Source organism: Streptomyces sp. NPDC006326, from assembly GCF_040612915.1.
Classification (GTDB): domain Bacteria; phylum Actinomycetota; class Actinomycetes; order Streptomycetales; family Streptomycetaceae; genus Streptomyces.
The window spans coordinates 21,904-46,855 of the sequence record NZ_JBEXRC010000017.1 but is presented as its reverse complement, the minus strand read 5'-3'; the positions used below and the strand labels follow the sequence as shown (position 1 = coordinate 46,855).

The window sequence follows — 24,952 nt, the reverse complement described above, 5'->3', positions numbered from 1 at the left end:
TGCCCGGTGAATTCGACTGGCCCAGCTTTTCAGTCGAACAGGGAGCGTTCAGGGGGCCGGGGCGTCAGTGGTGGGAGAGGCGCACGTCGTGGGGGCGGAACGCCAGCCGCGGGCCTTCTCCGGTCCAGCCGGCGCCGTCCGCGTCGGCGGCACGCAGCCGGCGCAGGCTGGTCAGCAGGCCGAGGGTCAGCCAGCGCCCGAGTTCGGGGTGGACGGGGTGCTCCCACAGCCCGGCGGGTCCGCGCAGCCCCGTGAGGAAGTCCACCAGGTCGGCGATGCGGGCGTCGCGTGGGGAGATGCCCGTACGGGAGGCCAGGTCGAGGACGAAGGCCAGGTCGAAGCGGGCGTACAGGGAGATGAACCCGGCGGCGCGCTCGCGGCCGTGGAGCCGGGCGGTCTCGGTCCCCAGGGCCCACTCGTCGCGGGTTTCACGGCGCAGCAGCAGGTCGACGGCGCGGCGGGACGGCTCGCTCGTGGCCCGGCCGGGGTGCAGGGCGAGGGCGGCCAGGGCCGCCTGGGTGTTGGCGCGGCAGCCGGGTGAGCCGGGCAGTTTGCGGTAGCCGGGCACCCCGCCGGGTTGTCCCGCCACCAGCCCGGTGGGCCAGGAGCCGTCGGGGTTGCGCTGGTCGAGCAGCCAGGCGTACGCGCGCTCGGCGCGCGGGTCGGTGGCGGCGCCGACGAGGGCGAGGGCGCGCAGCGGCACGGAGGCCTGGAGCGGGATCATGGTGTAGCGGTCGTCGGTGCGGAAGAGGTCGAGCGGGAACGCGCCGTCGGGGCGTTGGGCGGCGAAGACGCGTTCGGCGAGCTCGGCCACCCGGGGATGGGCGCGGTCCAGGCCGAGGTGACCGAGCCGGCACAGCAGCAGGCACAGGTGCGGGAAGTCGGCGGGCTCGGTGGCCAGCAGGTCCCGGGTCTCCGGGTCGACGGCGCTGCGCGCCAGCAGGTCGGCGCGTTCGGGGTCGTCTTCGGGTACGCCGAGCAACTCGCCCAGGACGCGGGCGCGCAGGGCGGGCGAGCGGTCGCAGAGCAGCAGCCAGGCGGCATCGCCGGCGGCGCCGGACGGATCGGCAGCCGGATCGGCGTCTGCGCTCCCGCCCGTGCCCGCGGCCGGGTCGGCGTCTGCGCCCGGGCCCGCGGCCGCGCCGGAGGCCGGGGCAGCGGTCCGGTTCGGGTCCGCGCCGGGAGCCGGGGCCGGGTGGTCGGGGGTCATGTCAGCACCTCGCGCAGGTACGGGGCCGTGGCGGTGTCTCCCGCCGCCAGCTCTTCGGGGGTGCCCTCGGCGACCACCCGGCCGCCGTCGGGCCCGCCGCCGGGCCCGAACTCCAGCAGCCGGTCGCAGCAGGCCAGCAGCCGGACGTCGTGGTCGACGACGAGCACGCTGTGGCCGCGCGCCACGAGGCCGTCCAGCGCGCGGACCAGCTGCTCCACGTCCGCGTCGTGCAGCCCGGTGGTCGGCTCGTCGAGGATGTACAGCGTCGGCTTCGCGGCCGGTTTGGCGATCTCCCGCACCAGCTTGAGGCGTTGGCGTTCACCGCCGGAGAGGGCGGCGACGCCCTGGCCGAGGCAGAGGTGGCCGAGGCCCAGCGCGACGGCGGAGCGCAGCACCCCGGCGACGGGTTCGAGGTCGTCCCACAGGTCGAGGACCTCCTCGGCGGTGAGCCGTTCCAGGGCGGGCAGGCTGTGGCCGCGCACGCGCAGCTCGCGGACCTCGGCGCGGTAGCCGGTGGCCTCGCAGGCGTCGCAGGGCCGGTGCACGGCCGGCATGAAGCCCATGTCCTCGGCGACGGTGCCCTTGCCCTTGCATGCGTCGCAGCGCGGCTGGAGGTCGTCGGCCGCCAGGCCGAGGGCGCGGGCGGCGGCGGAGTCCGCGTAGGCCTCGCGCAGCGGCGCGAGCAGTTTGAGGAAGGCCCCGGGCGAGGTGATCCCGGTGGGGCTCTGGTCGGCGTGCCGGACCTGCCGGGGAGCGCCGTCGATGCCCGCGTGGGCGCCCGGCGCGACCGGGGTGGCGGCCGCGGAGGTGGTGAGCTTGCGGGGGGCGAGCGCCCGGGCCACGGTGTCGATGGCCAGCGTGGACTTGCCCGAGCCGGACACCCCGCAGATGCCGGTGAGGACGCCGAGCGGGATGGTCACGTCCCGGCCGTCGAGGTTGTTCCCGGCCGGCGCGCGGACGGTCATGGCGCCGGCCGGCTCGGCGCGGGGTCCGCGGGCCCGGTCGGGCAGCGGGCGCTCCAGCAGGGCGCGGGCCCGCGGCTCGCGCCGGACCTCCCGGGGACTGCCGGCGGCGACCAGGGTCCCGCCGGCCCGGCCGGCGCCGGGGCCCATGACGATGTGGTGTCCGGCGCGCGCCACCAGGCGCTGGTCGTGCTCGACCATGACGACGGTGTTCCCGCGGGCGGCGAGCTCCTCCAGGACCTCGCCCAACACGTCGGCCTCGCGCGGGTGCAGTCCGCGCGAGGGTTCGTCCAGCAGGACGGTCATACCGGTGAGCCCGGCGCCGAGCAGGGCGGTGAGGCGGACGCGCTGGAGCTCGCCCGCGGAGAGGGTGTTGGCCATCCGGTCCAGGTGGAGGTGGCCGAGGCCGACCCGGCCGAGGAACTCCAGCCTGCGCAGTGCCACTCCGTGCGAGGCGGCGGCCCAGCCGGGCGCGTCCTCGGGCAGCCGCAGTCCGGCCAGGGCCGCGTGGACGGCCGCGACGGGTTCGCGGTGCAGGCCGGCGCGGTTGAGGCCGGCGATCTCCTGGTCGAGGAACTCGGGGCGCAGGCGTCCGCCGCCGCAGGGCGGGCAGGGCACCCGCTCGGTGTAGAGGCCGCCGACGTCCCAGCCGTCCATGATCCGGAAGACTCCGCGCCACAGGACGGTGGCGCCGGGGGTGACCCGGGCGCGGTCGGAGAGCGTGACCTCCTCCTGCCCGAACAGGAAGGCGTCCTGGGCCTCCTTGGCCATGTCCTGCCAGGGGGTGGTCTCGGGGTCGAAGCCGTAGCGCTCCCCCAGGGCCTGGAGCATCCAGTAGCCGCCGTTGGCGGGCTTGGAGTGGTAGGCGCGGGGATAGAAGCCGGGCGAGTACATCGCGCCGTCGCACAGGGGGCGGTCGGGGCGGGTGACGAGCCGCTCGACCACGGGGATCGCGACGGTGCCCATGCCGTGGCAGCGCAGGCAGGCGGCCTCGTAGCGGATCGGAGAGAAGTCGGCGGGGTCGGCGGGCGGCCCGGGCCGGCCGCAGGCCCGGCAGGCCCACGGGGCACCGGGGCGGTGGCCGGTGCGCCGCTGGGGGCCGCCGCATTCGGGGCAGGTGCGGGCTCCCGCGTAGGCGAGGAGCACGCCGAGGTGGGGGCTGAGGTCGGTGGACGAGCCGACGGTGCTGCGCAGGCCGGGTGCCTTGCCGTCGGCGCCGATGGCCAGGGTCGGGCCGAGGCCGGTGACGGAGCCGGCCGCGGCCTGGGGGCCCTCGCGGTGCGACTGGCGTTCGTACAGGGACAGGGATTCCAGCAGGCGCCGGGTGGCCTCGGCCTCCAGGACGTCGCGGACCAGGGAGGACTTGCCGGAGCCGGAGACCCCGACGACGGCGGTGAGGGTGTGCTTGGGGATCGAGACGGACACGTCGCGCAGGTTGTTGGCGCGGGCGCCGTGGATCTCGACCGCCGTACGGGCCGGACGCGGGCGGCGCGGCCCGCCGGGGGGCCGGACCGGCGGGGCGGGGCTGGCTTCGGGCGGGCCGGCGTGGAGCAGGCGCCCGCCGTCGGGGCCGCTGCCGGGTCCGATGCGCAGGGTCCAGTCGGCCATCGCCGCGATGTCCTGGTGGTGTTCGACGACCACCACGGTGCAGCCGCGGTCGGTGAGGGTGCGCAGCAGGGCGGCGAGCCGGGGCACGTCGGCCGGGTGCAGGCCGGTGCTGGGTTCGTCGAGGTAGACCAGCTGGGCGGGGCGGCTCGCGGCGAGCTGCCGGGCGAGTTTGACCCGTTGGGCCTCGCCGCCGGACAGGGTCGGCGAGGGCTGCCCGAGCGGGAGGTAGTCGAGGCCGACGTCGGTGAGGGCCGTCAGGATCCGCCGGGCCTTGGCGTCATGGCCGAAGAGGGGTACGGCCTCGCGCACGCTCAGGTCGTAGACCTCGGCGACGGAGTACCGCCGGCCGCCGGGGAGTTCGGCGCGCAGGGCCAGGGCCTCGGGGGCGAAGCGGCGGCCGCCGCAGGCCTCGCACTGCACCCATTCCGAGGGCAGGAAGCGCAGTTTGACCTCGACGGCGCCCATGCCGGCGCACTCCGGGCAGGCGCCCTCGGTGCGGTTGAAGGAGAAGGTGCCGGGTGCGGCGCCGGTGGCGGCGGCGAGGACGGCCCGGATCCGGTCGGCGAGGCCGGTGTAGGTGGCCGGGTTGGAGCGGGGGTTGACGCCGATCGGGGCCTGGTCGACGGTCAGCGGGGCGGGCCGGGGGCCTTCGAGGGCCGTGCAGCCGCGCGGCTCGCCGGCTTCGAGGGAGGCGACGAGCACATCGCGGGCCAGGGTGCTCTTGCCCGCGCCGGAGGGGCCGGTGACCACGGTGAGGGCGCCGACGGGGAAGGCGCAGTCGAAGCCGGTGAGGTTGTGCCGGCGGGCCCCCCGCACGGTGATCCACTGCGTGGCGGACGCCGCTCCGTCCCCGGCCCGTACGGGAAGCGGCCCCGCGGCGGCCGCCGGTGGCGGGGCGGTGAGGCGTTCGCGGCCGGAGAACCAGCGGCCCGAGGCGGTGTCGGCCTGCCACAGTCCGGCCGGGGGGCCCTCGTAGACCACGCGCCCGCCACCCGCGCCCGCGCCCGGGCCGATCTCGACCACGTGGTCGGCGCCCGCCACGGCGGTGCGGTCGTGCTCCACCAGCACCACCGGGCCGGCCAGTTTGGCCAGTTCGTCCATCAGGGTGCGGACCTGGTCGGCGCCGAGGCCGATGGTGGGCTCGTCCAGGACGTACAGGAGGTCCTCGACGTCACCGGCGAGCAGGACGGCGATGCGCAGCCGCTGGGCCTCGCCCCGCGAGAGGGTCGGCGAGGGCCGGTCCAGGGCCAGGTAGCCCAGGCCCAGCGATTCCAGGGCCTGGAGCCTTCGCAGGACGTGCCGCACCGGTCCGGCGGCGTGCTCGGGGAGGTCGGCGCCGGCCAGCAGTTCCCGGGCCCGGACCACGTCCAGGGCGAGGAGGGCGCCGAACCCGTGCCCGGCCAGCTCGCGGCCGACGGTGTGCGCCGCGTCGTCCGGCCGGGCGTCGGCACGGAAGTCCTGGGGGCGTACGGGCGGCAGGGCCGTCCCGCAGCCGGTGCACAGGGCCGCCCGGGACAGCACCCGGTCGGTGCCGTCGGGGGTGGTGATGCGCAGTTGGACGGAGCCGAGCGCGGCGGCGGAATCGAGGAGGGAGCGGGCGGCGCGGACCGGGGCGCCGGCCGCCAGGGTGCCGAGGACGACCTCGATGGTGTGCGGGGTCCCCGGGTCGAGCGGGGTGCCGGTCCAGGGGGCGCCGTCCACGGTCAGCCGGCCGGCCCCGAACCGCCCGGCGAGGTGTCCGAGGAGCCGGGCGTGGCCGCCTTCGGCGCCGCGCACCAGCGGGGCGGCGACCTCGACCGCGCCGGCGGCGTCGGCCGCCGCCCGGAGCACCGCCAGCTGTTCCTCGGCGGCGAGGGTCTCGTTCGCCGCGGCGCAGTGCGGGCAGCGGGTGACGGCGAAGCGGGCGAAGAGCACCCGCAGGAAGGGGTGGATGCCGGCGGCCGTGGCGACGGTGGAGAGGGGGTTGCGGTTGAGGACGTTCTGGCCGACGGCGACGGCGGGGCGCAGGCCGTGGACGGCGCGGACCCGGGCGGCGCGGCCGGAGCCGCCGCCCGGGGCCGCGGCGAGGGTGGCCAGGAAGCGGTGCCTGGCCTCCCGGTAGAGGGTGTCGAAGACGAGGGAGGACTTCCCGGATCCGGAGGCCCCGACCACGGCCGTGATGCCGTCGGAGAAGGCGGCGTCGACCTCGTGGAGGTTGTTCTCCGTGGCCCCTTCGATCCGCAGGAGCCCTAAGCCCCCGGCGTCCGTCGCGCCGCCCTCGCCCGTCGTACCCATCGCACCCACCGCTGAGCCCTTCCGCCGCCCGTCGCCCGGGCGGCGTCCCGCCGCTTCGATCACAGCCGGCTCAGGAGTGTAGCCGCCTCCTCGTCCGTCATGCCGGCGACCAGCTCGGTGAGCGCCTTCTCCACGGCGGCGGCCACGCCCTCCACGGTGGGGTTGCCGAAGAAGTCGCGCACGGAGACCTGCACCTGGAAGGTGGTGTTGACGCGGTTGAGGAGCTGGAGGGACTTCAGCGAATTCCCGCCGATCGAGAAGAAGTTGTCGGTGCGGGTGATCCGGTCGACGCCGAGCACCCCCTGCCACAGGAGGGCGACCTGCTCCTCCAGCGCGGTGCCCGGTGCCTCGCCGGCGCTGCGGGCCGCCCGGTCGGCGGCCGTGGGGGCGGGCAGCCGCAGCCGGTCCAGCTTGCCGGAGGGGGTGTACGGCAGGGTCTCCACCGGCACGTAGACCGCGGGCAGCATGTAGCCGGGCAGCCGGCGGGCGGCGTGGGCGGCGAGCTCCTCGACGACCGCGCCGGCGGCCTGCGGGGATCCGGCGTCGGCGGCTCCGTCCGTGACCACGTACGCGGCGAGTTGGGCGGCGCCGTCCTCGTCCTGGAAGACGGACACGGCGCACGCGCGGACGGCGGGGTGGCCGGCGAGGACCGCCTCGACCTCGCCGGTCTCCACCCGGCAGCCACGGATCTTGACCTGGCCGTCGACCCGGCCCAGGTAGTGCAGCTGCCCGTCGTCGCCGCGGGCGACCAGGTCGCCGGTGCGGTAGAGCCGCTCCCCCGGGGTGAGGGCGTAGGGGTGCGGTACGAACCGCTCGGCGGTCAGCCCGGCGCGGCCGAGGTAGCCGCGGGCCAGTCCGCCCTCGCCGGAGACGCACAGCTCGCCGGGGACGCCGGGCGGGACGGGGCGGAGTTCCTCGTCGAGGACGAAGAGCCGGTAGATGCCGAGCGGCCGGCCCAGCGGCAGTCCGCCCTCTCCCGGGTACGAGCGGCCCTCCCAGCCGGCGACCTCGGAGGTCTCGGTCTGGCCGTAGAGGTTGTGCAGTTCGGCGTCGAACCGCTTGCGGAATCGTTCCAGCAGATGGCTTCCGGCGGCCTCGCCGGACAGCTGGACCCACCGCAGGCCGGGCGCGGGGGTCTGCGGGGCGAGGTCGAGGTAGGCGTTCAGCATCGAGGGGACGAAGTGCGCGAACACCGTCCGCTCGGTCGCCAGGAGCCGGCTGAGGTGGACCACGTCGGACTCGGCGCCCGGATCGGCCATCAGCACGGTGGCGCCGGCCGCCAGCGGCCCGAACAGCTCCCAGATCGCCACGTCGAAGATGAGCGGGGTCTTGTGGATCACCCGGTCCCCGGGCTGCAGCCCGTAACGGCGGCCGAGCCACTCCAGCCGGCCCGCGGCGCACCGGTGGTCGATGACCACGCCCTTGGGGATGCCGGTGGAGCCCGAGGTGTAGTACGCGTACGCGGCGTGGTCGAGGGTGACCTCCACCTGCGGCGGGTGCGGGGCCGAGCCCTCGGCGGGTACGGACAGCAGCGGTGCGGGCAGGCCGGCGAGCCGCTCCCGCTGGGACTCCCCCGCCAGTACGGCGGCGACGCGGGCGTCGGCGGTGATCACCGCGACCCGCTCCACGGGCAGGGCCGGGTCGAGCGGGACGAAGGCGGCGCCGCGCTTGAGGACGGCGAGGAGGGCCACCAGCAGTTCGGCGGAGCGCTCGACGCACACACCGACCAGGCTCTCCGGGCCGACCCCGGCCTCGGCCAGGGAGGCGGCCAGCAGGTTGGCGCGGCCGTCGAGTTCGCCGTACGTGGTGGCCCGGCCGCCCGCTTCGACGGCGACGGCCCCCGGGTACCGGCGGGCGGCCTCCTCGAAGGCGGCGTGGACCGGCCGCAGGTCGGGGTAGCGCTCGTGTCCGGTGTTGGCCGCGTCCGCCGCCTCGCTCTGGCGGGCCTCGGACAGCAGCGCCAGTTCGTCCAGGCGCGCCTGGGGGCGGGCCGCGGCGTCGGTGAGGAGGGTGAGCAGGGCGGCGGCCCAGCCGGAAGGGGTGGCTCCGGCGGGCAGGCCGGCGGGGCGCAGGCCGCCCGAGAGGGAGCCGTCGCCGGTTTCGGCGTGGCAATGGACGACCGTCCCGGGGCCGGTGGCCGGCACCGGGCCGGGGGCGGCCGGAGCGGCGGTCCAGCGGAAGAGGACCCGCTCCACGGCGGAGTGGTCCGCGGTCCCGGCCGGCCCGTCGGCGGCGGCCGGCTCGGCGGACGGGCCCGCGGCCAGGGCCTCTTCCACGGCGCGCGCCAGCTCGGCGAAGGACTGCTCCGCGGCGGCCGTCACCGGGACCACCCGCTGCTGGTCCGGTGCGGTGCGGACCTCGGCGTTCTCCCGGCGGGTGTGCCGGAACTGGGTGGCCAGGACCGCCGCGAGCAGGACGGACGGTTCCTGGACGCCGAGCCGCCGGGCGGCGTCGGCGAACTCGCGCCGGGCCAGAGGCCCCATGTGGAAGGACACCTCGGCAGGTGCCGTGCCGAGTGCCCCGGTCACCCCGGTCGCCCCGGTCACCCCGAGCGCCTCGTGCGTCAGGGCGTCGGCCCCGCGTACCACTGACTCGTCTACCGTGCTGGTCACTGTCTTCCCCTTTCGGTCCGCGTACGTCACAGCGCGGCGGCCGGTTGCGTGAGCTGGGTGAGGTGCTGGGCGAGTTCGCCCAGGTTCTGCGTCGTGTAGAAGGCGATGAGGTCGACCTCCACGCCCAGTTGCTGCCTGATCCGGGAGCTGATCCGGGTCACGAGGAGCGAGTGGCCGCCGAGGGAGAAGAAGTTGTCGAGCAGGCCGACCCGCTCCACTCCGAGTGCGTCGGCCCAGATGTCGGCGAGCTCCTTCTCCAGCGGTGTCGTGGGCGGCACGTGGTCGGAGCCGCCCCGGGTGCCGGCGTCCTGGGGGGCGGGCAGGGCGGCCCGGTCCACCTTGCCGTTGACGTTCAGCGGCAGGGCGTCGAGCAGGACGAAGGCCGCGGGCACCATGTATCCGGGAAGGCGGGCCGCCAGGTGCGCGCGCAGCTCCTCGGCGGGCACCTGGCGGGTGCACACCAGGTGCGCGACGAGCCTGCGGTCGTCCCCCGGACCCCGGTCGACACCGACGACGGCCTGGGACACGTCGGGGTGGGCCGTCAGCTGTGCCTCGATCTCGCCGGGCTCGATGCGGTGGCCGCGGATCTTGACCTGCTGGTCGGCGCGGCCCAGGCAGACCAGGTCGCCGTCGGCCGTCCACCGGACCAGGTCGCCGGTGCGGTACATCCGGGTGCCGGGCTCGCCGTAGGGGTCGGGCAGGAAGCGGTCCGCGGTCAGGCCGGGTCGGTCCAGGTAGCCCTGTGCGAGGCCCGCCCCGGCGAGGTACAGCTCGCCGACCACACCCACCGGGACCGGGCACAGGGCGCTGTCGAGGACGTACGCCCGGGTGTTGCGCAGCGGCCGGCCGATCGGCGGGGTGCCGGCGCCGACCTCCGCCGTGTACCAGGCGGTGGCGTAGACGGTGGCCTCGGTGGGGCCGTAGAGGTTGCCGACCAGCCCGGCACCGACCGCGCCCGCGATGTCCTGGGCCGCCTGGGCGGCGAGCGGTTCGCCGGCGAGGGCCACGGCGGCGGCCTCGGCCCGGACGGATCCGGTGGCGACGAGCTGCGCGAGGGCCGAGGGGACCCCGCTGAGCAGCGAGGCGCGGTACGGGCCGGCGGCCGGGTCGGCCAGGCTCAGCAGGGAGGTCAGGACCTCCACGGAGCCGCCGTTGAGCAGCGGCCCGAACATCTCGAACACGGAGACGTCGAAGTTGAGCGAGGTGGCGGCGAGCACCCGGTCCAGGGCTCCGCCGGCGAAGGCCTCCCCGGCCCAGGCGGCGAGGTTGGCGACGCTGCGGTGGGCCACGACCACCCCCTTGGGGCGACCGGTGGAGCCGGAGGTGTAGATGGCGTAGGCGGGGTGCAGCGGGTGGAGCGGTGCGGTCCGCTCGGCGTCGGTCAGCGGGTGTCCGGGCAGGGCGGCGACGGCCGCGGCGGTGTCCGGGTCGTCCAGGACCAGGCAGGGCGCGGCGGTGGAGGCCGGGACCCGGTCGCGTACCGCGCGGGCGGTGAGCACGAGGGCGGGGGCCGCGTCCTCCACCATGAGCGCGATCCGGTCGGCCGGGTAGGCCGGGTCGACCGGGACGTAGGCGGCGCCGGCCTTGAGCACGGCGAGGACGGCGACGAGGAGCTGCTCGGTGCGGGGCAGGGCCACGGCCACGAAGTCACCCGGGCCGACGCCGCGTCCGGCCAGCAGGCGGGCGAGCCGGCCGGCCCGCGCGTCCAGGGTCGCGTAGTCGAGGCAGCTCCCGGCGTGGTGGACGGCGGGGGCGGACGGGGTCGCGGCGGCGCGGGCCTCGAACAGCTCCGGCAGGGTGGCCCGCGGCACTTCCGCGACCGGGCCGGCCCAGTCCTGGAGGAGGCGGACCCGGTCGGTGTCGTCGAGGAGCGGCAGTGCGTCCAGGGCGGTGCCGGGGTCCTCGGTGACGGCGCGCAGCAGGCGCAGGTAGCAGGCGGCGAACCGTTCGACGGTGCCGCGGTCGAACAGGGCGGTGGAGTATTCGAGTTCGCCGGCGAGGGTGCCGTTCCCGGTCTCGGTCAGGTAGAGGCTGAGGTCGAACTTGGACATCCAGGTGTCGGGCCGGTGGTCGGCGGGGGTGATGCGCAGGCCGGGGCCGGTCTCGTCCGCCGGTCCGCCCGCCATGGCCGGGTAGTAGCCGAAGGCGGTCTGGAAGACGGGGTGGCGGGAGACGTCGCGTTCCGGCTGCACCTCGTCGACCAGCAGCTCGAAGGGCAGGTCGCGGTGGGCGTGCGCGCCGAGCACCGAGTCCCGGACCCGTTCGAGGTGGGCGGCGAAGCTCTGCCCGGCCTCGGTGCGGGAGCGGACCGGGAGGGTGTTGACGAAGAGCCCGATGAGCGGCTCGGTCTCGATGGCGGTGCGGTTGCCGGAGAAGTAGCCGACGCACAGGTCTTCCTGGCCGCTGAGCCGGTGCAGCAGGGAGCTGTAGGCGGCCATGGCGGTCATGAAGACGGTGGAGCGGGAGCGTTCCGACAGGGCGCGCAGCCGCGCGGTCAGCTCGGGGTCGACGGTGAAGGCGACGGCGTCGCCGGCGAAGTCGGGTACGGGCGGGCGGGTGCGGTCGGTCGGCAGGTCGAGGGCGTGCGGGGCACCGGCGAGGCAGGAGCGCCAGTAGTGGAGGTGGTCCTGCAGGGCCACGCCCTGGAGTTCGGCCCGCTGCCAGGCCGCGTAATCGGCGTACTGGATCCGGAGCTCGGGCAGTGGCGAGGGACGTCCCTGCACGAAGGCGTCGTACAGGGCCTCCAGTTCGCCGATGAGCACGTCGACCGACCAGCCGTCGAAGGCGATGTGGTGGACCGTCAGGCTCAGGGTGTGCCGGTCGGGCGCGGTGCGGACGACGGTGACCTGGAGCAGCGGCCCGGTCTCCAGGTCGAAGGCGGTCTCGGCGTCGCGGCGGACCACGGCGGCGGCCTCGGCGGCCGGGTCCGCGGCGCCGCTCGCGTCCACGACCGTGAACGGGCAGCGGGCCTCGGGATCCACCACCGGGACGGGGGTGCCGTTGCCCAGCTCGAAGCGGGTCCGCAGGGTCTCGTGGCGGCGGACGACCTCGTCGAAGGCGGCCTGGAGCGCTCCGGTGTCGAGCGTGCCGTGCAGTTCGAGGGGGACGGCCACGTTGTACAGGCCGCCGACCGGCTGGAGCAGGTGCAGGAAGAGCATCCGCTCCTGGGCGAACGAGAGGGCGGGGGCCTCCCCCGCGAGCCGGGGGCCGAGTCCGCGGGAGCCGCCTTCGGCGGTGGCGATCAGGGCGGCCTGCTGGGCGACGGTGGGCTGGTTGTAGAAGTCGCGCACGGAGATCCGCGCCCCGCAGGCCCGCTCCAGCCGGGCGAGCACCTGGGAGACCAGCAGGGAGTGCCCGCCGAGTGCGAAGAAGTCCTCGAAGACGCCGACCCGTTCGGTGCCCAGGACCTCCTGCCAGACCCCCGCCACGAGGTGCTCGACGCCGGTGCGGGGGGCCACGTAACCGGCGCCGCCGTCGACGGCGGACGCGTCGGGCGCGGGCAGGGCGGCCCGGTCGGTCTTGCCGTGCCGGGTGAGCGGCAGTGCGTCGAGGGCGACGAAGGCGGAGGGGACGGCGTGGCCGGGCAGCCGGTCCAGGAGCCGGGCGCGCAGTGCGGCGGGGGTGGGTGCGTCGTCCGGGTCGGCGGCGACGACGTAGGCGGTGAGCTGGGTGAACCCTTGCGCGTCGGTGCGCGCGGTGACGACGCACTCGCGGACGCCGGGGGTGGCGCGCAGGGCGGCTTCGATCTCGCCGAGTTCGACGCGCATGCCGCGGATCTTGACCTGGTGGTCGGTGCGGCCGAGGTAGTCGAGGGTGCCGTCGGTCCGGCGGCGTACCAGGTCGCCGGTCCGGTACATGCGGGATCCGGGCGGGCCGTAGGGGTCGGGCAGGAAGCGGTCCGCCGTCAGTCCGGGCCGTCCGGCGTAGCCGCGGGCCAGGCAGGGCCCGGCCGCGTACAGCTCGCCCGCCACCCCGTCCGGAACCGGCCGCAGCGCCTGGTCGAGGACGTAGATCCGGGTGTTCGGGACGGGTGTGCCCAGGGGCGAGACGCCGGGCCAGGCGGCGGGGTCGCCGGCGAGCGCGTGGGCGGTGACGACCTGGATCTCGGTGCCGCCGTAGTGGTTGTGCAGGCGGCGGCCGGGCCGCTGCCGGCAGAACGCGCGGACGGCCTCGCTGAGCACCAGGGCCTCGCCGGCCTGCGCGAGGTGGCTGAGTGCGAGGAGGGGGCGGTCCTGCTCCAGTGCCGCCCGGGCGAGCAGCTCGATGACGACGTTCGGTGCGAACAGGTCGGTGACGCCGTGCCGTTCGAGCCAGGGCACGAACTCCTGGGGGCTGAGCCGCACGTCCTCCGGGACGACGGCCAGCGCCGCTCCGCCGAGCAGGGCGAAGAGCATCTCCTGGACGGAGACGTCGAAGCTGAGGGCGGTGAACTGGGCGGTGATGCGGCCAGGGCCGGTGGGCTGGTCGGCGAAGTGCCACTCCATCATGTTGAGCAGGGGTCCGACGGTCATGAGGACGCCCTTCGGGCGGCCGGTGGAACCCGAGGTGTACAGCAGGTACGCCCCCGACTCCCCCGTCACCACCGCCGGCGGACCCACGGGCGCGCTCTCGCACCCCGACAACCCCTCATCCAGTACCAGCAGCTCCACCCCCTCCCCCGCCAACCGCCCGGCACCCGCGGCATCCGTCACCACCACCACCGGACCGGCATCCTCCAGCATCAGCCGCACCCGCTCCCACGGCAGCTCCGGATCCACCGGCAGATACACACCCCCCGCCTTCAACACCCCCACGAACGCCGTCACCGCACGCTCAGAACGCGGCAGCAACACCGCCACCACCGACTCCGCACCCACCCCACGCGCCCGCAACGACCACGCCACCCGGTCCGCCCGCCCGTCCAACTCCCGGTAGGACAGGCGGAGGGGGCCGTCGACGACGGCGAGTTCGTCGCCGTGGGCGCGGACGCCCTCCTCGAACCACTCGGCCAGGGAGCCCGGTCGTACGGGCGCCGCGGGGCCGGCGGCAGGGGGTGCGACGGTGGCCCGGCGGGCCTCCTCCGGAGTCAGGACGGGCAGGTCCAGGATGCGGGTGGCGGGCGCCTCGGCGATGCCTTCCAGCAGGCGCACGTACAGCCGGGACAGCCGGTGGACGGTGTCGGCGTCGAACAGGGCCGTCGCGTACTCGAAGCAGCCGTACAGGCTGCCGTCGGGCATCTCGGAGACGAAGAGCGACAGGTCGAACTTGGCGGTGGTGCTGGGCTGCTCGACGGCGGTGAGGTCGAGGCCGGGCAGTCGGAACTCCTGCTGCCCCTGGTAGGAGAACATCACGTCGAACAGCGGCTGGCGGGCCTGGCTGCGGCTGGGCCGCAGGGCGGCGACCAGCCGGTCGAAGGGCAGGTGGCGGTGGTCGTAGGCGTCGACGACGCTTCCGCGCAGCCGGTCGAGGAGCCCGTCGAAGGCGGGGTTGCCCTCCAGGTCGGCCCGGATGACCACGGTGTTGGCGAAGTAGCCGGCCAGGCCGGCGGCGTCGGGGTGGGCGCGGCCGTCGACGGGGATGCCGACGCACACGTCGTCCTGGCGGCACCAGCGGCCCATCAGGACGTGGAAGCCGGCGAGCAGCACCATGAACGGGGTGGCCGAGCACCGGGCGGCGACCTGGCGCAGGGCTTCGGTGAGCTCGGCGGGCAGGACGAAGCTGACCGAGCTGCCCGCGAAGTCGGTCTGCTCGCCGCGGGGCCGGTCCAGCGGCATGTCCAGGCCGGCGGGGGCCCCGTCGAGGGTTTCGCGCCAGTAGGAGACCTGGGCTTCGAGTTCCTCGCTGCCGAGGTGGCGGCGCTGCCACAGCGCGTAGTCGGCGTACTGGGCGGCGGGCTCGGGCAGCGGGGAGGGCCGGCCGGCGCGGAAGGCCCCGTAGAGCTGCTCCAGTTCGGCGAAGAGCAGGCCGAGGGAGGGGCCGTCGACGATGATGTGCTGGGCGTTGACGGCGAGGACGTGGACCTCGGGGCGCAGCTGCTGGAGCTGGACGACGAAGAGCGGGTCGTGCTCCAGGTCGAAGTGCGTGGCGAAGTGCCGGTCCAGTTCCCGCTGCGACGCCTCGTCGAGGGCCTCGTCGGGCACGTCGGTCAGGTCGACGCGTTCGAGGGCGACCCGCTCGTCGGGGACGGGGCGCTGGACGACCGCGCCGTCCACGGTGTGGAACCGGCTGCGCAGCACCTCGTGCCGGCGGAGGGTCTCGTCGAGTGCGCGGCGCAGTGCGGGCTCGTCGAGCGGGCCTTCCATCCGGACGACGACGCCGACGTTGTAGCTGGCGTCGAGGCCGAGGCGGTCCAGGAACCACAGGCTCTCCTGGCCGTACGACAGCGGTAGCAGCTCGGGGCGCGGCGGACCGGTGAGCGGTTCGGGCGGCGTCTGCGGCGCGGCGGCCGCGGCGGCGGCCGGGTCCCGGCCGGCGGTGGCGGGGTCGGCGGGCTGGGCGAGCAGGCGGAGGATCTCCTCCTTGTGGGTGCGCAGCCGGTCCAGGCGCTCTGCGTCGAGGCGGTCTGCGGGGCGGAAGCGCAGCCGGCCGTCCTGCACCCACAGCTGCACCCCGTCGGCGGTGAGTCCGTCCAGGAGTTCACGCGCTGCTGTCATGGTGGCCCATCTCCTCTGTGGCGGTGCGGTCAGTGCGGACGGAAGGTGAGCGGCAGCGAGGTGAGGCCGCCGAGGATGTGCGAGGCGATGCGCTCGGGGCGCCCGCCGATCTCGATCTCCGCGGGCAGCCGCGCCAGCTCGTCGAGCATGACCTTGATGGTCAGCCGGGCCAGGTTCGCGCCGATGCAGAAGTGGCCGCCGCCGCCGAAGGCGACGTGGTGGTTGGGGGTGCGGTCGAGCAGGAAGCGGTCGGGCTCGTCGAAGACGGCCTCGTCGCGGTTGAGGGAGGGCAGCCAGACGGTGACGGCGTCGCCCGCGGCGATGCGAACCCCGTCCAGGACGGTGTCGTGCTGGGCGGTGCGCAGGATGTGGGTGACGGGGGCGGTCCACCGCAGGAACTCTTCGGCGGCGGTCTTCAGCCGTACGTCGCCGGCGCGCAGGGCGGCCCATTGCGCGGGGCTCTCCAGCAGGGCGAGCATGCCGGCACCGACCGCCTGCCGGGTGGTTTCGTTCGCGGCGACGATGACGTTGTCGCAGGTGAGGACGATCTCCTCGTCGGTGATGTCGAGGCCCCGGGCCTGGGCGCCGACGAGCGCGGACACCAGGTCGCGGCCGGGTTCGCGGCGCTTCACCTCGATGATCTCCGAATAGTGCCGGAGGATTTCGAAATGCGCGAGCTGGGCTTCGATCCCGTCGATGTCCGTCGAATTCTCGGCGGCTTCCGTGGTGACCTTGGCCAGCATTTCCACATCGTCCATGGAAAGGCTGAGGAGTTCGGCGGAAACCGCCAGGGGTATCCGCGCGGCGATGTCCTTGACGAAATCGCAGCTGCCCGTTTCCACCACCGTGCGCAGGGCGCCGCGCACGACCTCACGGGTGCGTTCCTCCATGGCCGCGACGGCGCGGACGGTGAACAGGCCCATGATGGCCTTGCGCAGCATGTCGTGCCGGGGCGGGTCGCTCAGGGCCATCATCTTCCCGGCGCCCGGATAGGGGTCCTTGAAGTTCGGCCGCAGGAAGATGCCCTTGGTGGAGGTGAACCGCTCCCAGTCGGTGAGGACTTCGAGGCCGGCGCCGTGGGTGGTGACGGCCCAGTAGCCGCCGTGGTCGCCGTATTCGTGCCAGGAGACCGGGCTCTCCCGCCGCAGCCTGCGCCAGACCGCGTGCGGGTCGCCACGGGAATAGAGCAGCGGATCGGTGAGCGAGGTCGTTTCGGTCAGCACGATTTCCCCTTGTATTCGGCGACGGCGTTCCATCTGCCTCCGGACGAGAGAATATCGAGTGTTCGATGGCGCAATCGGCGCAGTCGAACGCGGCGATGGCGGCGGGCCGTGCGCTGTAGATTGTGCTGGCCCGGTCGTGGATCGGGCCGCCCGGACGGGGCTCGTTGCCGGAACTCAGCGACTGAAACGGTTACCAGATGGCCACTCAATTATCCGACCGCATACCCGCCCTGCTGCACCAGGTGTCCTTCCGCAGGTACTGGACGGCGCAGACGATCTCTTTCCTCGGCGACCAGGTCAGCACGATCGCGCTGCCGCTGACGGCGGTGCTCGCGCTGAACGCCTCGGCCGCCCAGATGGGCTTCCTCGGGGCGCTGGCCTCGCTGCCCAACCTGCTGTTCTCCCTGCACGCCGGCGGTTTCGTCGACCGGCACGGGAAGTTGAAGCGGCTGATGGTCCTGTGCGACGTGGGCCGGGCGGCGGTGCTGGTCACCGTCCCCGTCGCGTACGCGCTGGACACGCTGACGCTGGCGCACCTGTGGGTGGTGGCGTTCCTGACGGGCACCCTGACCATGCTGTTCAACGTCGCCGGCAACAGCATGTTCGCGGCGCTGGTGGAACGCGAGGACTACGTACAGGGGACCTCGCTGACCCGGGGCAGCTTCTCCTTCTCGTGGGTGGCGGGCCCGGGTCTGGGCGGCATGCTGGTGCAGGCCGTGTCCGCCCCGGTCGCGCTGGTCGCCGACGTGTGCTCCTTCCTGGTGTCGGGGCTGCTGCTGCGTTCGCTGTCCCCGCGGGAGCCGCAGGCCCCGAAGCAGAAGGAGCCTTCGCACATCCGGGAGGGGCTGCGCTTCGTGGCCCGGACACCGGTGCTGCGCGCCAAGTTCCTCGGCGGCGGCGCCCTCAACCTGTTCTACACCGTCTACTTCACCCTGTTCCTGCTGTTCATCGCGCGGGAGCTGAAGCTCACCCCGGGCATGATCGGCCTCGCGCTGGGCCTGGGTGCAGTCGGTGCGCTCGCCGGTTCCTTCGTCACCGGGTGGTTCACCCGGCGGATCGGGCTGGGCCTGACGTTCATCACCGGTTCGCTGCTCTTCCCGGGTGCGCTGGTGCTGGTGCCGTTCGCCTCCTCGAACCGGTGGGTGGCCTTCGGCCTGGTCGTCGCCGCGGAACTGCTGTCCGGCATGGGCCTGATGCTGTGCGACATCGCGGGCTCCTCGATCCAGCAGGCGCTGACCCCGGACCGGTTCCGGTCGCGCGTGCAGGGCGCGTACCTGGCCCTGATCAATGGGGTGCGGACCGCGGGGGCGCTCGTCGCGGGCGCCGCGGGGACCTGGCTGGGGCTGCGGCCGGCCCTGTGGCTGGCGGTCATCGGTGGCGTGGCGAGCGTGCTGCCGCTGCTGCTGGCCCCCGTCGCCCGGATGCGGACGCTGCCCGAGCAGGCCGAGTGAACCGGTGCGCGCCGGGCCGGGCGGGCTCCGCCCGCCCGGCGCCTTCCCGTGTCCGCCCCTCCTCCCGCCCGACCACCGACGTGATGCCGAAGGAGTTGCCGTGTCCTTTCTCGCCGACCAGCTGATGGGTGAAGCCCGGCGCCGCGGGGTGCGGCTGTGGGTGGATGCCGCGGGGCGGCTCCAGTACGCCGGTCCCGAGCCGGTGCTGGACGCCCGGTTCACGACGCTGTTGCGCACCCAGGCCGACCAGATCGCCGCGCGGATCGGCCGCGAACCCGCGCAGCGCTGGTTCAAGCGGATCGGCCCGGAGGGCGACTGCCTGCTGTACCTGCTGCCGGCGGCCGGTGCCGGGCCCGGCCGCTACCAGTCCTGGGCCGCGGCGGTGCCCGCCGGGCTCCAGGTCGAGGCGGTGCTCATCCCGGGCCGCGAGGAGCGGTTCACGGAGGCGCCGTTCACCGAGGTCGCAGCGCTCGCCGACCGGATCGCCGAGCAGATCCTCGGCCATGCGGCCGGGCGGCCCTTCGCCCTGTTCGGGCACAGTACGGGCGGGCTGGTGGCCCGCGAGGTGACCCGGCGGCTGGCCGGGTCGACCGGGGCCCAGCTAGCCCTGTTCGTGGCGGGCGCGCTGCCGCCGGACCGGGTGGAGGGGCGGACCGAACCGGAGTCCGACGAGGAGCTGATCGCGGACCTCGCGGCCTGGCAGGGCACGCCCGAGGCGCTGATGGCGGACCGCGGTTTCCTGAAGACCTTCCTGCCGGTGCTGCGCGCGGACATGCGGCTGTTCCACTCCTGCCGCAAGCCGGTCACGGAGGAGGAGCGGGTGGACGTGCCGGTGACGGCTCTGGGCGGGCTCCAAGACGAGACGGCGCCCGCGGGGACCTGCGAGGCGTGGGAGCCGTGGGCGCGCGGGCCGTTCGCCGTCCGCATGGTCGAGGGCGGCCACTTCTTCCCCGTCACGGCGGCCGCGGAGGTCCTGGGGATCATCGGGGACGCCTTGTCGGCCCGGCCCGCCCCCGCCTGATCCGTCGTACGGCCCCGGATACGGGAGGGCCCCGGCACGCGGTGCGTGCCGGGGCCCTCGTGCGTGCGCGGGGCGCGTGCGCCGGCCGTCAGGAGGCCGCCTTGGCCAGGTACGCGACGAGCCCTTCCGCGAGGTCCCGGGCGGTCACCGCGTCGAAGACGTCCGTCGCGTACTCCAGGACGCCGGTGATGCCTGCGGGCGCGCCCCCGGGGGCGAAGTGCTCCACGACCTTGAAGCACAGGTCGAACTTGGCGACGCCCGTCTCGACGGGCTCGAAGCGGGCGGTGAGCCCGGCCGGGCGGGGCGGTTCGACGTCCTGGACCTGGAAGGCCAGCATCACCTGGGCCAGCGGGTGGTACGCCAGCGAGCGGGCCGGGTTGACCAGTTCGACCACGTACTCGAAGGGCAGGTCGGGGTGGGCGAAGGCCGCCAGGTCGGCCTCCCGCACCCGGTCCAGCAGGGCCGCGAAGTCCGGGGCGCCCGCCGTGTCGGTGCGCAGCACCAGCGTGCGGACGAAGAAGCCGACGAGGTCCTCCAGGGCGGGCTCGCCCCGGTCGGACACCACGGCGGCCACCACCACGTCCTCGCCCGCACCCCGGTCCGACAGCAGGGCCGCGAGCGCCGCGTGGACCACCGTGAAGCCGGTGGTGCGGTGGGTCCGGGCCAGGTCCCGAAGCGCCCGGTGGGTGTCGGCGTCGACGGCGAAGGGCACGCCGGCGCCGTCCCCGGAGCGGACCGGCGGCCGGGGCCGGTCCAGCGGCAGGGGCATGGCGTCGGGCAGCCCGGCGAGCCGCTCCTCCCAGAACCGGTACTGCCGGCGGATCAGGCCGCCGGACGGCTCGGCGTCGGCCGCGGCGAACAGGTCGCGCTGCCAGACGGCGTAGTCGGCGTACTGCACCGGCAGCGGCGCCCAGTCGGGCGCGCGGCCCGCGGTGCGCGCGTCGTAGGCGGCGGTCAGGTCGCGCAGCAGCGGGAGCAGGGAGACTCCGTCGCAGGCGGCGTGGTGGGTGACGACGAGCAGCAGGTGCTCCTCCTCCCCCAGGGCCTCCGCCAGGGCGAAGAGCGTGGCCCGCACCGGAAGGTCGGCGCCGAGGTCGAACGGGACCCGGGCGGCGGCGCGCACGGCCGCGGCCAGGTCCGCGGGGGCCACGGACACCCGCTCCAGCGCGGGGACCGCGTCGGCTCCCTCGCGGACCCGCTGGACGATCTGCCCGTCCTCCATGCGCAGGACGGTCCGCAGGACGTGGTGGCGGTCGGCTACGTCGGCGAGGGCCTGCCGCAGGGCGGCCACGTCGAGCGGACCGGTCAGCCGCAGGGCGACGGGCTCGTTGTAGCCGGGGCCGGGGCCCTCCAGCTGGTCGAGCACCCACAGGCTCTGCTGGGCGAACGAGGCGGGGGCCGGCCCGGTGCCGGTACGGGGGGCGAGGGGCGGCCGGGCGGGTTCCACCCGCTCCAGGAGGGTGGCGAGTTCGGCGACGGTGGGGTGGGCGAGGACCTCGCCGAGGGTCAGTTCCACCTGGAACTCCTTGCGGAGCCGGGCGGTCAGGTCACCGCCGAGCAGGGAGTTCCCGCCGACGTCGTAGAAGCCGTCGTGGATGCCGACGGCGGGCAGTCCGAGGACCTCGGCGAAGATCCGGGCGAGCCGTTCCTCGTTGCCGGTGCGGGGCGCCCCTGCGGGGTCCGTGCCGGCCGGTGCGGGGGCGGGCAGGGCGTGACGGTCGACCTTGCCGTTTGAGTTGAGCGGGAAGCGGTCCACCACGGTGAAGGTGGCGGGCACCATGGCGGGCGGGAGGGTGCGGCGCAGCGCGGCTCGGACGGCGGCGCCGAGGGTGGCCGGGTCGGCGTCCGGGGCCGGGACCAGGTAGGCGTCGATCCGGCGCTGTCCGGCCTCGCCCGCGGTGACGAGGACGGTGTCGCGGACGCCGGGGGTGGCGCGCAGGGCGGCTTCGATCTCGCCGAGTTCGACGCGCATGCCGCGGATCTTGACCTGATGGTCGGTGCGGCCGAGGTAGTCGAGGGTGCCGTCGGTCCGGCGGCGTACCAGGTCGCCGGTCCGGTACATGCGGGAGCCGGGCGGGCCGTAGGGGTCGGGCAGGAAGCGGTCCGCGGTCAGTCCGGGCCGTCCGGCGTAGCCGCGGGCCAGGCAGGGCCCGGCTGCGTACAGCTCGCCCGCCACCCCGTCCGGGACCAGCCGCAGCGCCTCGTCGAGGACGTACACGGCGGTGTTGTGGACGGGCCGCCCGATCGGAGCGCCGGCGGGCCAGTCCTCCTCGGCGGCGGGCAGGACGTACGAGGTGACGGCGTGGGTCTCGGTGGGGCCGTAGTGGTTGTGCAGGCGGCGGCCGGGCCGCTGCCGGCAGAACGCGCGGACGGCCTCGCTGAGCACCAGCGCTTCACCGGCCTGCGCGAGGTGCGCCAGCGCGGGCAGGGTGCGGCCCTGCTCCAGGGCGGCGCGGCACAGCAGTTCGATCACGATGTTGGGGGCGAAGAGGTCCGTGACGCCGTGCTCCTCCAGCCAGGGCGCGAAGGCGTGCGGGGTGCGGCGCACGTCCTCGGGGACGATCGCGAGGGCCGCCCCCGACAGGAGGGTGGAGAGCATCTCCTGCAGGGAGATGTCGAAGCTGAGGGAGGTGAACTGGACGGTGGTCCGGCCGGGGCCGCCGGGCAGTTCGTCCAGGTGCCAGGTGAGGAGGTTCATGACGGCGCGGACGGTCATGAGGACGCCCTTCGGGCGGCCGGTGGAACCCGAGGTGTACAGCAGGTACGCCCCCGACTCCCCCGTCACCACCGCCGGCGGACCCACGGGCGCGCTCTCGCACCCCGACAGCTCCGCATCCAGCACCAGCAGCTCCACCCCCTCCCCCCCCAACCGCCCGGCACCCGCGGCATCCGTGACCACCACCACCGGACCGGCATCCTCCAGCATCAGCCGCACCCGCTCCCACGGCAGCTCCGGATCCACCGGCAGATACACACCCCCCGCCTTCAACACCCCAACGAACGCCGTCACCGCACGCTCCGAACGCGGCAGCAACACCGCCACCACCGACTCCGCACCCACCCCACGCGCCCGCAACGACCACGCCACCCGGTCCGCCCGCCCGTCCAACTCCTGGTAGGAGTAGGTGTGTTCGCCGTCGATGACCGCGGGCTCCCCGCCCCACCGGCCGACGCCCTCCTCGAACCAGCCGGCCGGGGAGCCGGGGTGCACCGGCGCGTCGGGCCCGGTGGCGATCAGCCCGGCCGCCTCACCGGGCAGGAGCAGGCCCAACTCGGCAAAGGGGGTGTCGGGTTCGCGCACGGCGCGGGTGAGGACGCGGGCGAGCCGGTCGCACAGGTTCTGGGCACCGGTGCGGGTGAGGGCCGCGACCGGGTAGGTGAGCTCGACGCGCGGGGAGGGTTCGGTCCGCAGGGTGAACCACAGTTCGCCGGGCCGTACGGGCGGCCGGCCGACGGCGGCGCCGACCCGCAGCAGGGGCCGGCCGGGGGTGCCGCGCAACGCGTTGACGGCGTCCTCCACCTCCCGGTGGGGGACGCCGTCGTGGGCGTGCGCGGCCTCCTCCTCGGCGCGGACCGCCGCGACCAGCGGCCGCAGGGCCGCCCCGGCACCGCCGCTGATCCGCAGCACCCGCACCTGCGCGGGGTCGCCCTGTGCGGTGGTGCCCACCGGCAGGTCGGTGCCCGCCCGCAGGGCCAGGAGCAGCCCCGCCACCGCGGCCGTGAAGACGGTGCCGGTACCGGCTCCGGCGCCGACGGCGAGGCGGGCCATCGGGCCGGCCAGGTGCGGGTCGAGCCGGCAGCGCACGGTGGCGGTGCGTCCGGTGCCGTCGGCCGTGCCGAGGCCGGGCAGGTCGAGGCTCTCGGGGAGTTCGGCCAGGGCCTCGTTCCGCGTGGCGGAAAGGCTCGGCCGGGCTTGCAGGGTCGGCTGGGTCGCCATGGTGTGGCTTCTCTCGTTCCGGGCCGCGGCACCGCGGCCACAGGGGTGGGCTGCGTGAGGGTGTGCGGGCCGGTACGCGGGGGCCGGCTCAGCTGACGAGCACGGCCTTCATCACGGTCCCGGCGGCGATGTCCGCCAGGGCCTGCGCGTTGTCCTCCAGGGCGTACGGGGTGACCAGCCGGGCCAGGTCGAAGCGGGCGGTCAGCGCGGGCAGCAGGGACACGTACTCGACGAGGTGGGCGCCGGTGAAGGCCCAGGAGCCGACCACGTCGAGCTGCCGGTACACGATCTGGTGCGGGTTGACCGTCGTGTCGCCGCTGTCGGTGTACTGGCCGACGACCAGGTACGAGCCGCCGCGCCGGGCGAGCCGCAGGCCCTGGTCGATGGCGCCGGGCGCGCCGGTGGCCTCGATGACCAGGTCGGCGCCGCGGCCTCCGGTGAGGGCGAGCACCTCGGCGAGTGCGGCTCCCGGGTCCTCGGCCTCCACCACGTTGACGTGGTGGTCGCCGATGCCGGCCGCGGTGGCCGCCGCCAGCCGGGCCTGCGGACCGCCGGCCAGGATGACCCGGCCGGCCCCGGCGAGCTGGGCCAGCGCGGCGGCGGCCAGTCCGACGGGCCCGCTGCCCTGGACCACGACGGTCTCGCCGAGACGCACGGGGCGTCGCTCGAAGAGGGCGTGGACCATGGTGGGTCCGGCGCAGGCGAAGGCCATGGCGGCGAGCGGGTCGATGCCCTCGGGCATCTTGACGACGGTGGTGCCGGGCCGCAGGGCGATGTACTCCGCCCAGGAGCCGGACAGGCCGGGCTCCTGGTCCACGGGGCGGTTGACCCCGTAGGTGCGGCGCTGCTCGCAGAGGGTGGGCTCGCGATGGATCCGGCAGGGCACGCAGGTTCCGCAGGCGATGGAGGAGGCCCACATCACCTGGTCGCCGACGTGCAGCGGGCTGCCGTGCACGTCGGTGCCGCCGCGGACGCCGACCTCGTGGACCGTGCCGAGCCCCTCGTGGCCGAGGACCAGCGGGGTGGGCACCTCCAGATGGCCCTGCTGGAGGTGGAGGTCGGTGCCGCAGACCCCGCCGTAGCGGCTCGCGACGACCAGGCCGCCGGCGGGGGCGGGCGGGACCGGCAGTTTGCGCAGTTCCAGGGGCTCGCCGAACTCGGCGAGGACGACGGCTCGTGCGACGGCGCTCACACCATCACCTCCAGCTCCGCGATCAGGTCGTGGTCCACGGTCTCCAGCGGTGCGGTGTCCCGGCCTACGACGTACTCGGGGCGCGGTTCGCCCACCGGCCGGGGCACGTTGGCCACGTCGTTGTACGTGACGATGAGCAGTCGGCGCGGGAAGGGGGCCATGTTCGGTGCGGAGCCGTGCACGATCTCCGGGTCGAACAGGACGACGGTGCCGGCGGCGCCCTTGGCGCTGAACAGTCCGTGGCGGTCGACGAGGCCGGTCATCTCGCCGGGGGTGAGGGCGATGTCCTCGGGGTCGACGTGCTGTTCGGAGGCGGCGTCGCCTTCGGTGCGGCCCTTCTTGACGAGGCCGTCGCGGTGGGAGCCGGGGCAGAAGATGACCGGCCCGTTGAACTCGTCGATGTCGTCGAAGAAGACGCCGACGTTGACCAGGCGGGGTTCGGCCAGGTTGTCGGCCATCTGCCAGGCGGCGAAGTCCTGGTGCCAGGACCAGCCCGACCCGGAGAACGGCGCCTTCGCGTTGATCTTGAATTGGTAGATGTAGGCCTCGGAGTCGAGGAGTTGGCGTACCGGGCCGAGGATCCGCGGGGAGCGGACGAGCCCGGCGAACTCGGGCTGGCGCAGGTGGGAGGCGTAGACGGCGCGGACCTCGGCGCTGTCGCGTTCGACGACGCGCTGGTCGCCGGGGACGGCGCTGTCGCGGACGAAGGCGGCCCGCAGGGCGTCGACCTCCTCCTCGCCGAACAGCCGGTCGAGGATCAGAAAGCCTTGGCTCCGGTATGTCCGTATCTGCTCGTGACTGAGCTGCATGTGATCACTCTGCTCATGGAC

10 protein-coding genes are annotated in these 24,952 nt (G+C 75.0%); 2 read left to right on the top strand and 8 right to left on the bottom strand.

The window, feature by feature from the left end; all coding sequences use genetic code 11:
* Positions 1–64: 64 nt before the first annotated feature.
* The 5 genes from ABZ128_RS15725 to ABZ128_RS15705 are packed head-to-tail and all read right to left on the bottom strand — an operon-like array spanning position 65 to position 16,521.
* Positions 65–1,210 (bottom strand): hypothetical protein, encoded by a 1,146-nt coding sequence (locus tag ABZ128_RS15725; RefSeq protein WP_356848780.1) that lies wholly within the window; start codon positions 1,208–1,210, stop codon positions 65–67.
* Complete coding sequence (locus ABZ128_RS15720) at positions 1,207–6,054, bottom strand: hypothetical protein (RefSeq protein ID WP_356848779.1); 4,848 nt, start codon at positions 6,052–6,054, stop codon at positions 1,207–1,209. The genes ABZ128_RS15725 and ABZ128_RS15720 overlap by 4 nt, the downstream gene beginning before the upstream one ends.
* A gap of 59 nt (positions 6,055–6,113) precedes the next feature.
* A complete protein-coding gene (locus tag ABZ128_RS15715; protein WP_356848778.1) occupies positions 6,114–8,666 on the bottom strand; it encodes a non-ribosomal peptide synthetase in 2,553 nt (850 codons plus the stop codon).
* Positions 8,667–8,692: 26 nt separating this feature from the next.
* Complete coding sequence (locus tag ABZ128_RS15710) at positions 8,693–15,298, bottom strand: amino acid adenylation domain-containing protein (RefSeq protein WP_356848777.1); 6,606 nt, start codon at positions 15,296–15,298, stop codon at positions 8,693–8,695.
* Between the two features lie 29 nt (positions 15,299–15,327).
* Entirely contained in the window at positions 15,328–16,521 is a 1,194-nt protein-coding gene (locus tag ABZ128_RS15705; protein ID WP_356848776.1) for a cytochrome P450, read from the bottom strand.
* A gap of 197 nt (positions 16,522–16,718) precedes the next feature.
* Here ABZ128_RS15705 and ABZ128_RS15700 point away from each other — a divergent pair, with 197 nt between their 5' ends.
* Complete coding sequence (locus ABZ128_RS15700) at positions 16,719–17,972, top strand: MFS transporter (protein ID WP_356848775.1); 1,254 nt, start codon at positions 16,719–16,721, stop codon at positions 17,970–17,972.
* 100 nt (positions 17,973–18,072) lie between these two features.
* Complete coding sequence (locus tag ABZ128_RS15695) at positions 18,073–18,993, top strand: alpha/beta fold hydrolase (RefSeq protein WP_356848774.1); 921 nt, start codon at positions 18,073–18,075, stop codon at positions 18,991–18,993.
* 88 nt (positions 18,994–19,081) lie between these two features.
* Here the strand turns inward: ABZ128_RS15695 and ABZ128_RS15690 are convergent, their stop codons facing one another.
* The 3 genes from ABZ128_RS15690 to ABZ128_RS15680 form a co-directional block, all read right to left on the bottom strand.
* Positions 19,082–22,930, bottom strand: coding sequence for an amino acid adenylation domain-containing protein (locus ABZ128_RS15690; protein ID WP_356848772.1), 3,849 nt, complete (start codon positions 22,928–22,930; stop codon positions 19,082–19,084).
* 88 nt (positions 22,931–23,018) lie between these two features.
* The gene (locus tag ABZ128_RS15685) at positions 23,019–24,122 is read right to left on the bottom strand and encodes a zinc-binding dehydrogenase (RefSeq protein WP_356848771.1); all 1,104 of its coding nucleotides are present in this window, start codon (positions 24,120–24,122) and stop codon (positions 23,019–23,021) included.
* Complete coding sequence (locus tag ABZ128_RS15680) at positions 24,119–24,931, bottom strand: phytanoyl-CoA dioxygenase family protein (RefSeq protein WP_356848769.1); 813 nt, start codon at positions 24,929–24,931, stop codon at positions 24,119–24,121. The genes ABZ128_RS15685 and ABZ128_RS15680 overlap by 4 nt, the downstream gene beginning before the upstream one ends.
* Between the last annotated feature and the right edge of the window lie 21 nt (positions 24,932–24,952).